Raw genomic sequence first — 10,605 nt, forward strand, 5'->3', positions numbered from 1 at the left:
TTTCGTGAGCTATCCCATGACATCGTCAACTGACCCGCTGCGCATCGGCGTCCTCGGCGCCGCGCGAATCGCCCGTTCATTCGTGGAAGCGGTTCGGCCGTCGGCCAAGGTCATGGTCAGCGCCGTGGCGAGCCGCGACAGCGAGCGCGCTGCAGCCTTCGCGCGCGAGCTCCACATCGGCCGGGTCCATGCCAGCTACGAGGAGCTCCTTGCCGACCCCGACATCGACGCGGTGTATGTGCCGCTCCCCAACAACCTGCATGCGGCGTGGTCGATCCGGGCCGCCGATGCCGGCAAGCACGTCCTCTGCGAGAAGCCGCTCGCCGCCAGTGCGGCGCAGGCACAGGCCATGTTCACGGCTGCCGAGAAGAATGGCGTGTACCTCGTGGAGGCCTATCCATACCGGGCTCAGCCGCAAACGCTCAAGGTTCGCGAACTCATCGCGGCCGGCGCGATCGGCCGCATCGAGCTCATCCAGGCATCCTTCGGCTTTCCCATGGCCGACGCCGCCAACATCCGCATGGACCCCAGCCTTGCGGGGGGGGCGCTGATGGACGCAGGCTCGTATCCGGTGAGCTTCGTGCGCACCGTGGCAGGCGCGGCGCCGTTGCGCGTGTCCGCTTTGTCGCGATGGGGCGCGACGGGCGTCGATCTGACCACGATGGCAACGCTCGAGTACCCGGATGGTGTTGTTGCGCAGATCTCGTGCAGCTTCACCACAGCGCGTCACCGGCACGCATTCATTGCGGGCGACGCGGGTTCCATTCACACCACCTACTTCAACGATACCGGCGCCGACTTTCCTCCGCTGGTGGACCTGCGCCGAGGCACCGGATGGGATGCAGCGCGTGAAGTGATCAAAACCGAAGCGCTTGCCGGATTTCTGGCGGAAGCAGAGTCGTTTCACGACCTCGTGCGATTCGGTTGGGGCGGATGGACGGGCGCCACTCCTGTCGAATCGATCGACATTGCGAGGACGCTCGATGCGATAGTGGCCAGCAGTCGCCTTGGCGCTGCGGTTGACGTCGCTGATGAGCAAGGGAATTAAGAATGTCGCTTCTAGGTCGTGCAGCGTTGGCAATGTGGTGGGACATGGCGCCTGAGATGAAGGTCGAGTTCGAGCATTGGCATTCGCATGAACATTTTCCCGAGCGCCTCGGCGTGCCCGGGTTCCAGCGGGCATCGCGCTGGACAAGTGCTGACGGGGGCGAAGGCATTTTCGTCATGTACGAACTCACCTCCCATGCAATTCTTTCATCGGATGCTTATGTCAGTCATCTGAACACGCCCTCGCCATGGTCCGTGCGAATGATGCCGCACCATCGGAACATGGTCCGCAGCCAGTGCCACGTGCTCGAGTCGTCGGGCAGTAGCGTTGCAAGGAACGCGCTGACGCTGCGCGTCTCGCCGCTGCAAGATAGCGCCGACACGCTGCGTGGCTTTTTCAAAGCGCTTTGCATGGAGCTCGTCCAGCGGCCGGGAATCGTGGGTGCGCACCTGTTGCGCCATCAGACACCATTCGTCGCCGAAACCACCGAACAACGCATTCGCAAATCCGCTGACCGCGTGGCCGATTGGGTGTTCGTTGTTCATGGGTACGAGACAGAAGCCGTGCAATCGCTCGTCGATGCCGATCTTTCGGCTGGGGCCTTGCGGGCGTCAGGCGCGGCCGAAGGTGCGACAAGCGGTCTCTATACGCTATCGCATTCGGCGACGCCCGACGACATTGCCGGCTTGAACGCACTTTGACGGCCATGCAACGGGATTGCTGCGAGCCGTTCTCCACTTGAAACTGGCGCGTGATCATTGCGTAGCAAATAGGGATGACCTTGCCAGTCAGCCGGTACGTTCACAACGCCTGCACTTATGACGACTTTGGCTGATGCGGGGTGAAGTTGCATGCGGCTCCTAGAACCCGCAGGCCTCCAAACTCCGTCGGATTGAAGTGACCTGAATAGGCACCTCGTTGCCCTCGCATTCGCCGGGCATGGCCCCGGCCCAAACGGCTTCGCTGTTGATGACCTGAACGAGCTGGGCGCCGCTGACCAGCTTCATGCCGCCTCCATCCGGGCCAAGAGAGCGGGGGACGCTTGTCGTCGGGATCGACCAGGCACATTGGCGTGCCGAGTTGCACACCTTTGCTGCGGTCGTCGGGACGTGGCTGAACCGGCGGCAGTTGGCCATCGTTTGGCGGATGGCTCGGCGCCTCACTCGACGGTTGCACCGAAGTCGCCAGAATGAACTCAGACGGTGAGGCTTCCATGCCGCTTTGGACGGAGATCGAGTCATCGGGCAGCACTTCGCCGCGCTGGCTCACATGCGCTGACAGGCCCGACATCTCGACGCGCTACGAGCTTTACAAAGAGGGCTTGGCAATCGCATCGCTCTTGTCTGTGAGGCGACAGGGCAACCCCGCGACGACATGAGGAATTGACCCCCCTCATGGCAGGAGCCAAGATGGAAGGCAGCGTGCATAGCAACACTTGAATTGAGCTGGATACCAATGCTTGTCGTGCCTCGCAGACCCGCGCTTCTGCAGCAGACGTTCTTCATATGCCGAACGGCCGTGCAGCCAGAGCGGGCTTAAGCCGTCAGAATCGCGCCGTCGTTTTCTGGAGTCATCGATGCGCGCGTGTTTTGTCCTTGCTTTCGCCCGGCTGCTGGTCGGACCTGCATTTGCTGGCCTGCTGTTCCTTGCGACCACTGCGACGGCACAGGACCTTGCTGGCGCCAAGGACAACCCGTTGCTCAAACGCTTCGCGGGCTCGACCATCGTCGGGTACGACTTCAAGCGCTTCGACGAATACGTGGTCCCCACCGGCACCTATAAGGGTTACGACACCACGTCGAGGAAGCGCAGCTGGGCGGGCACCGTGGCGGTCGAAGGGGCGTTGACACGGCTCTGGTACGAATCCGCGTGCGACACGTCCACGGCGGAGCTGATCCGCAATTACCAGAATGAGGTGCAGGCGGCCGGAGGTGTCACGCTCTACGACTCGGGCCGTGACGACAACTTCAAGAGCCGCTCCTGCTTTCTGTGCCCGTACAGCTGGAACGAGATCAAGACGAGCCGCAGCACTTACACTTTTTCGGCGGCCGACCCTGCGACCGCGCGCCTAGCCAGCTTCAAGGTTGCGCGGCCGCAAGGTGATCTCTACGTCGTCGTCGAAGCCGTGCAGTGGGCCAAGGAAAGCAAGGACTACAAGTCAGTCAAGGGCGCCTACGCCGCCGTAGACATCATTGAAGTCGGTGCAATGAAGCAGAACATGGTCAGCGTCAGCGCCGGAGACATGTCGAAGGCCATCGCCGCCACCGGCCGTGTGGCGCTCTACGGCATCCTGTTCGACACCGCCAAGGCCGACATCAAGCCCGATTCCAAGCCTGCCCTGGACGAGATCGCCAAGCTGCTGAAGGCCGAGCCGGCGCTCAAGCTGCGTGTGGTCGGACACACGGACAACCAGGGCGCGCTGGAGAGCAACATCGCGCTGTCGAAGCGGCGTGCGGAGGCCGTCAACGCGGCCCTGGTCGGCCAGTATGCGATCGCCGCAAGCCGACTGGGCGCGTACGGCGTCGCGGACCTTGCGCCGATCGCCAGCAACGCAGCCGAAGACGGTCGCGCCAAGAACCGGCGTGTGGAGCTGGTGCCGCAGTAGCCGCGGTGCCTGAAACCGCAAGCTGGATGCGCAGCTTTTGATGATGAAATTTTGAGCATGTAGCTCGAATTCAGAACGATCTGTTGGCGTGCGAGCTTGCATGGCGGTCCGTTTTGCGAGGCTGAGATGCCATGCCGCTGGTCCGTGATCGTGCTCCGACTCGCTTTACTGGCCCGGCCGTCCTGTCCGCCACTTGGGCTATTCCCCAAACGGTTCGACGCCCATCAGGCCGTCCCCGCTCGCGGCGCAGATTTTCTTGAGCAACGGCAAGGCCGGAAGAGGTTTTCATGTACGTCGCTTTCGAACAATGATGGACGAGCTGTTGGGGATGCCTTCCTCGGAATCGTCTGGATAAATCGAATTTCCTTGTCCCTATCGTCCCCTGACGACGTTGGCGATAGCGCTTTGACGGCATGCCCTTAAGCGCGACTGCAGAGGAAAGTTCCTGGCAAAGCCAGGTAGCTTGCGGCCATGGCCGCAAAATTACCTCAACTCTCAAGAACAGTCAGCCCCCGGCCTTCTGCCGCCCAGACTCCTAGGACTCGTTGTCTTTACGAGGGGAAGCTTTGGCTTCATTCATATCCGACACTCGATACACGGTGAGCCTTAATGGAGCCGCTTGCACGCGAGACGATCAAGAACGCGCAGAACACAATTCGCGCCAAATTACTGCGGCAGGCATCGGCGCCAACGGCCGGCGCGATGGAACCCGCGCATGGAATAGCTCCGCCCAATCGCGTGCATCGAGATTTACAAATACGTGATGCCGCGCTGAATGGCACTATCGAGCTATGAAGATACGCAAACTCATCGGCCTTGCAATCAATGCCTCTGGCCTCGCCATTCTTTTCGCCGGCGTCATTCACTGAGTAGCAATTTCATTCGCGCTCGCGCACTCTGTGCCCACTGCTGCGAACGGAACAGTCGAGGAAACGAAGTATGCGCTCCAGCTCAATCAGTAGGGTGCGAGAGCAGAGGCAGCTGACTTGGGTCTATCGGGAATCGCCTGATGTTCACGGGACGGTGCCTGAACAAACGCATGCTGTCAGCCGGCTCCTACGAGGCGCATACTAGGCCCATGCGACTGAGCCAATTCATCAAGGAGAACATCGAGTCGATCCTGGCGGAATGGGAGAGCTTCGCCCGTACGATGATCCCGCCAGCGGAGACCATGTCGATCGCCGAGCTGCGCGATCACTCCCACGAGATACTTCTCGCCATTGCAGAGGAGATGGACTCGGCGCAAACAGAACCCGAGCGCGAGGCCAAGTCCAAAGGTCTGGCTGAGCCGCGGACCGGCGCCAGCTTTGCGAGCGTGCACGGTTCGCTGCGACAGCGTGTCGGTTTCGACCTGAGTCAGTTGAGTGCAGAGTACCGGGCCCTGCGTGCCTCCGTGTTGCGCCTTTGGATGAGGCGTATCCAGGCGGTCGATGCGTCCGTGCTGGAGGAAATGACTCGCTTCAACGAAGGCATTGACCAAAGCCTCGCGGAGGCGATGCTCACCTACTCGGAGCACATGGCCAATTCGCGGGACACGTTCCTCGCGGTGCTGGGCCACGATCTGCGCAGTCCGCTGGGAGCGCTGAATTCTTGCGTGCATCTGCTTGGCCACGTCGTAGATGGGAAGCCCAACGAGCGAGCGCTGCGCGTCGCCAAACAAAGCATCGCCTCCATCGGCGAAATGATCACCGACCTGCTGGAGTACACCCGCACGCGCCTAGGGCGCGGCATCGAAGTGACGCCGCAGACTGGCAACCTGGCTCAAGTCTGCGAAGAAGTCTTTGACCAGGTCAGCGCCGCATATCCCTCGAGGATCTTCGAATCTGAGATCGCACCTTCGGTTCTCCTCGACTTCGATGCCCCACGGATGCGGCAAGTGCTCACCAATCTGCTGACCAATGCGGTCCAGCACGGTGACCCCAAATTGCCCGTTGCACTCACGGCAAGTCAAGATGATCAGTCAGCGGTGCTGACCGTCAGGAACCGCGGGACGCCTATTCCGCCCGATTCGATGCAGGTGATATTCAACCCGCTGGTCCAAGTTGCATCAACCACCTCTGAGCCCCATGAGCGTCCGTCCACGAGCCTGGGTTTAGGCCTTTTCATTGCCCGGGAGATTGTCAAGGGTCATGGCGGCACCATCGCAGTCACGTCCTCGTTGCAAAGCGGGACGTCTTTCATCGTCACCCTGCCGCGTTGAGCGTGTCGCCAAATGGCGGCTCGTATCGGCCACCATTCTTGTAGAGGCATTGAAATAAGGCGAGGCTGCCCAAGGATCCGTGGTTCGGAATGACAGGTGCTCGCGGGCGGTCCGGATGCTCCATTGCGAGCCGCTCTTGAGGGTCTCGAGATCATCAGGAGATCGGGATCGACACGCCCAGGCCTGGCCTCGCTCCCGCTGAAACGGCCGCGACCGCCGTCGCCCGTGGCTGCTGCGCAGGTAGTCCACGAAGAGCTTGCCCACGCGGTTGCTCGGCCCGCTCTTGGTGACGCCACGCGCGGGGATCGACTTGGCCAGGTGCTGCAGAATCGCCTGCGAGAACCCCTTGACGGTGTCGTCGTCGCATCGAGGCGCCAGCGGCACCACCACATGCAGGCCCTTGCCGCCACTGGATTTCAGCCAGGCCTCCAGCCCGAGGGCATCGAGCATGGCGCGTACCAGGGTCAAGGCCTGCTGGATGTGCTCCCAAGTCGAGCCCTCCCCGGGTCCAGGTCAAAGATCATCCGGTCGGGCTTGTCGATGGCCTTGGCGATGGAATTTAATGTGTGGAACTCGATCACGTTCATCTGCGCAGCGTCGACGAGCGCCTGCGGTTTTGCCACTTCGAACAAGAGAGGTGTGCCCAGACCGGCGGGTTTCCAGCAGCTCGGTGATACCGGGACTGCCGATCTTCCCCCGTTTATCTGGAAGAACAACTGGCCGCCTGCGGTCGCCGGCCCGGTCGAGGTCTGGCGCGTCCGAGGCGCTGCGCCCTATCGCCACGGCTTCCACGATGCGCACTCATGTGCGCAGCATTTCCTCGTATGTCGGGCATTTGGCCTACAGCGGGGCACGTGCGCAAATCGCCTCTGACGCGTTTTAGAGCCGTTAGATTGGTCGTTTCTCTACGAGCAACCTTTCACGATCCGAGCCATGGCAAATCAAACCAAGACGGTGGCGCTGCCGAACGCCGAACCCACGGGGGTACCAGGCCTCGACGAAGTGACCGGTGGCGGCTTGCCTGCCGGTCATCTGTATTTGATCGAAGGCACTCCGGGGGCAGGCAAAACCACGCTGGGGCTGCAGTTCCTTCTCCAGGGGCGAGCGCTCGGGCAGAAGGGCATGTACGTCACCCTGTCAGAGACCTCCGAGGAACTGGCGCAGGGCGCGCTGTCCCATGGTTGGGATCTGGAGAACATCGAGATTTTCGACCTGGTGAGCGACGAGGGCTTGAGCGCCGAGGCCGAGCAAAGCATTCTGCAGCCCTCCGACTTCGAGCTGGGCGAAACAATCCGCGGGGTGATGGCACTCGTGGAGCGCGAGCAACCTGTGCGTGTGGTGTTCGACAGCCTGTCAGAGCTTCGGCTTCTGTCTCAAAATCCGCTGCGCTACCGCCGGCAGATCCTTGCACTGAAGCGCTTTTTCCTCAAGCATCATTGCACCGTGCTCATGCTCGATGACAAGTCGGCTGCGGCTGGTGATATGCATCTTCACAGCATCGCGCATGGCGTCATTCAACTCGAACAGAACACTGGCACCTACGGGCCCGACAAGCGTCGCATGCGCGTGGTCAAGTTGCGGGGCGTGAGTTTTCGCGAAGGCGATCACGACTTCCGGTTGGGCCGAGGCGGCCTGCAGGTGTTCACTCGTTTGGTCGCCAACGAGCACGGTCGCACGCACGCAGATGAGCGCTTCAGTTCGGGCAATGCGGATCTTGACCGACTCCTTGGAGGAGGCCTGACGCCCGGCACGAATCTGCTGTTTGCGGGCCCGGCTGGCGTGGGCAAAACGACAACGGCTGTCTCCTGCGCGCGCGCCAGCCTGGAGCGTGGCGCGAAGGCAGCCTTCTTTCTTTTTGACGAGGGCATCAAGACGCTATTGACCAGGTCACGTGCACTGGGCCTGGGCGTCGACGATTACGTCGCCAACGGGCAGTTGACGCTGAACGCCGTTGATCCGGCAGAGATCTCCGCAGGGCAGTTCTCACATCGCGTGCGCGAAGCCGTAGAGAACCAAGGTGTGACCACCGTGGTCATAGACACCTTGAACGCATACCTGATTGCAATGCCCGGCAACAACTTCTTGCTGCTGCAGATGCACGAGTTGCTCACCTACCTCAACTTGCAGGGCGTCACGACCATCGTGGTGCTGTCGCAGCATGGCCTGTCAGGTGACACGCCCAACGATGTGGATCTGAGCTACTTAAGTGACTCGATGCTTCAGCTTCGTTATTTCGAGGCTCGCGGTCAACTCCTGAAGGCCATTTCCGTGGTCAAGAGCCGAACCAGCGAACATGCCACGTCGATCCATCAATTCCGCCTGGGCCGGGGCGGGTTGGAGATCGGCGCCGCGCTCACGGATTTCGAGGGGGTTATGGCTGGGGTTCCCCGCTACCGCGGTAGAACCAAGTTGCTCGGCGACGCCGAGGCGTGACGAGATGGAGCACCGAGTATTGGTATTGGCGCCCTACGGGCGTGACGCGCAGGTCATCAGCGATGTTCTGGCCGCTCGTCGGATCCGCACCCACATCTGCAAGGACAGCCGCGAGTTGATCAGCGGGATTGCCAAGGACTCCGCTGCGACGATCCTGACAGAGGAGTCGTTGAGCGAGGAACTGGTCTGCGAACTTCGAGCGATGTTGGCCGAGCAGCCGCCTTGGTCCGACTATCCGTTCGTGGTCCTTGCTGCTCGTTTGACCGTGCATCGCAGCAACCGCGCCCAATCGGCATTGCAGGGACTCAGCAATTTGGTGCTGCTCGAACGTCCGGTCAACGCGGATACGTTGGCCAGTGCTGCCCAGTCGGCGTTGCGTGCACGTCGACGGCAATATCTGACGCGCGAGCATCTGGCCGACCTGGAGGAATCCAAGCGTAGTGTCGAGCGCATCAACAACGAACTGGAGGCGCGCATCGCCGAGCGCACTGCGGATCTCGCTGGGGCCAACGATCGGCTTATGCGCGAGATCATGGAGCGAGAGCGCGTTGAAAATTCGCTGGTCCAAAATCAAAAAATGGAGGCGCTGGGGCGGTTGACCGGTGGGATCGCGCATGACTTCAACAACCTGTTGCACGTCGTCAACCTGAATCTGCAGCTGCTGGAGCGTTTGAAGGTGCAGGAGGAGCGCGTAGGCGTCTATGCGCGACGCGCCAAGGAGGCTGTGGAGCGGGGCTCACGCCTGACCGCACAGTTGCTGTCCTTCGCGCGCACGCAGAGCCTGGTGCCCAAGCTGCATGATGTGAATCAGCTGATTCGCAACATGGCGGAGCTCATCTCGATTTCCATCGGGTCGCATGTCAATCTTTCTTTGACATTGTGCTCGCAGGCAGCGTTCGTTATCGTGGACGCCTCACAGATGGAGATGGCGATTCTCAACCTTTCGGTCAATGCGCGAGATGCCATGCCAAACGGCGGGACGCTGGAGATTCACACCCAGATTGCACCGGCCGATGCAGCAGGCACTTCCGAGGCACCCGAATATCCCTTGGGTTTTGTAGACGTCGTCGTCCGAGACAGCGGCACAGGCATTCCAGAAAACCTTTTGGACAAGATCTTCGATCCGTTTTTCACCACCAAGCAGCACGCTGGAACCGGACTTGGTTTGAGCCAGGTCTACGGGTTCGCTCGCCAGTCGGGTGGCAATGCCATTGTCGAAAGCGTGGTCGGCGAGGGGACATCGATCAAGTTGCGCTTTCCGCTGGCGCCGCAGCCGCAGGACGCTTCAAGCGCGGTTGCGAACGTGGAGCCGGCATCCAGAGAAACGGTACAGGCAGAAATCCTGGTTGTCGAGGACGATCCCGGGGTACGCCGTAGCATGGTCGAATGCCTTCAGGTGCTTGGATTTCGAGTGCGGCAGGCTGCGGACGGTGCGGCGGGCCTTGTGGAATTGCAAAAGGCGCGCCCGGACCTGCTGCTCGTGGACTATCTGATGCCACGGATGAATGGCGCTGAACTGATTGGGCATGCCCAAGCGATGTACCGCGGCATGCCGATACTGATGGCCACGGGCTATGCCGATATGAACGCGGTGCAAAAGCTGATCGGCCTTCAATCGGTGCTGGCCAAGCCCTTCGACCTCGACACACTCGGCTTGGCTGTTTCGGCAGAGCTGAAGCGAAACAGCTGGCCGAGCCAGGCAGCGGTGGATTCAGACCTTTTATGACCCAGACTGTCACCCTAGAAAACTGCGAGAGCGAGCCCATCCACATCCCGGGCCTGGTGCAGCCGCACGGGGCGCTCATCGCGTTCGACGCCTCCACGCTGAGCGTGACGCGCCTGAGTGCGAACGCCGCCGCGCTGCTGGGCGGCACGGCCCCGGCGCTGGGGGAGCGGCTGGCGCCCACGCACTTCATGGGCGACTCGCTGGTGCACGAGACGCTCCACGAGGTCAACGACACGCCCATCGCCGCGACCGAGCATTCGCCGGTCAACGTCGAGGTCGCGGTGGCGGGGCGGCTTTTCGACCTGATCGTGCACCGCATGGGCTACGAGCTGATCGCCGAATTCGAGGAGCGCTCGGCCTCGGCGGACGCGGTGTCCGACTTCGCGCTGAAGGCGCACCGCGCCATGGACCGGCTCAAGCGGCAGGGCTCGATCGACGCCTTGCTCAGCCTGGTGGTGGACACGGTGCACCAGCTCACCGGTTTCGACCGCGTGATGGCCTACCGCTTCCGGCACGACGACAGCGGCGACGTGGTGGCCGAGCGGCGCCACGAGTCGCTCGAGCCCTTCCTGGGGCGCCGCTACCCGGCCAGC

At 61.7% G+C, this 10,605-nt stretch carries 7 protein-coding genes and 2 pseudogenes; 7 read left to right on the forward strand and 2 right to left on the reverse strand.

The features are described 5' to 3' along the window. The first annotated feature begins 4 nt into the window (after positions 1 to 4). Entirely contained in the window at positions 5 to 1,048 is a 1,044-nt protein-coding gene (locus QTI51_RS38595) for a Gfo/Idh/MocA family protein (protein ID WP_286517858.1), read from the forward strand. A gap of 56 nt (positions 1,049 to 1,104) precedes the next feature. Next, the gene (locus tag QTI51_RS38600; protein WP_286517855.1) at positions 1,105 to 1,749 is read left to right on the forward strand and encodes a hypothetical protein; all 645 of its coding nucleotides are present in this window, start codon (positions 1,105 to 1,107) and stop codon (positions 1,747 to 1,749) included. Positions 1,750 to 1,908: 159 nt separating this feature from the next. Here the strand turns inward: QTI51_RS38600 and QTI51_RS38605 are convergent, their stop codons facing one another. Next, positions 1,909 to 2,055: a hypothetical protein gene (locus tag QTI51_RS38605; RefSeq protein WP_286517853.1), complete on the reverse strand. Its 147-nt coding sequence runs from the start codon at positions 2,053 to 2,055 to the stop codon at positions 1,909 to 1,911. A gap of 569 nt (positions 2,056 to 2,624) precedes the next feature. Here QTI51_RS38605 and QTI51_RS38610 point away from each other — a divergent pair. Together QTI51_RS38610 and QTI51_RS38615 are read left to right on the forward strand one after the other, a co-directional pair. Further along, positions 2,625 to 3,653, forward strand: a complete 1,029-nt coding sequence (locus tag QTI51_RS38610; RefSeq protein WP_286517852.1) for an OmpA family protein — start codon at positions 2,625 to 2,627, stop codon at positions 3,651 to 3,653. A gap of 1,078 nt (positions 3,654 to 4,731) precedes the next feature. Beyond that, a complete protein-coding gene (locus QTI51_RS38615) occupies positions 4,732 to 5,853 on the forward strand; it encodes a sensor histidine kinase (RefSeq protein WP_286517851.1) in 1,122 nt (373 codons plus the stop codon). Here the strand turns inward: QTI51_RS38615 and ligD are convergent. Next, positions 5,746 to 6,569 (reverse strand): annotated as a pseudogene (ligD, locus tag QTI51_RS38620) (non-homologous end-joining DNA ligase LigD). The gene QTI51_RS38615 and the pseudogene ligD sit on opposite strands and share 108 nt — an antisense overlap. A 217-nt stretch (positions 6,570 to 6,786) precedes the next feature. On the opposite strand from ligD, the gene QTI51_RS38625 reads away from it, so the two are divergent. From QTI51_RS38625 to QTI51_RS38635, 3 genes and pseudogenes are all read left to right on the forward strand, one after another. Then, positions 6,787 to 8,286 carry an ATPase domain-containing protein gene (locus tag QTI51_RS38625; RefSeq protein ID WP_286517847.1) on the forward strand — a complete coding sequence of 500 codons (1,500 nt, stop codon included), beginning with the start codon at positions 6,787 to 6,789 and terminating at the stop codon, positions 8,284 to 8,286. Between the two features lie 4 nt (positions 8,287 to 8,290). Further along, positions 8,291 to 10,012 carry a response regulator gene (locus tag QTI51_RS38630; protein WP_286517844.1) on the forward strand — a complete coding sequence of 574 codons (1,722 nt, stop codon included), beginning with the start codon at positions 8,291 to 8,293 and terminating at the stop codon, positions 10,010 to 10,012. After that, positions 10,009 to 10,605 (forward strand): annotated as a pseudogene (locus tag QTI51_RS38635) (histidine kinase); the annotation flags it as partial. The gene QTI51_RS38630 and the pseudogene QTI51_RS38635, both read left to right, overlap by 4 nt.

The sequence above is a fragment of the Variovorax sp. J22G73 genome, from assembly GCF_030317035.1.
Lineage (GTDB): Bacteria > Pseudomonadota > Gammaproteobacteria > Burkholderiales > Burkholderiaceae_C > Variovorax.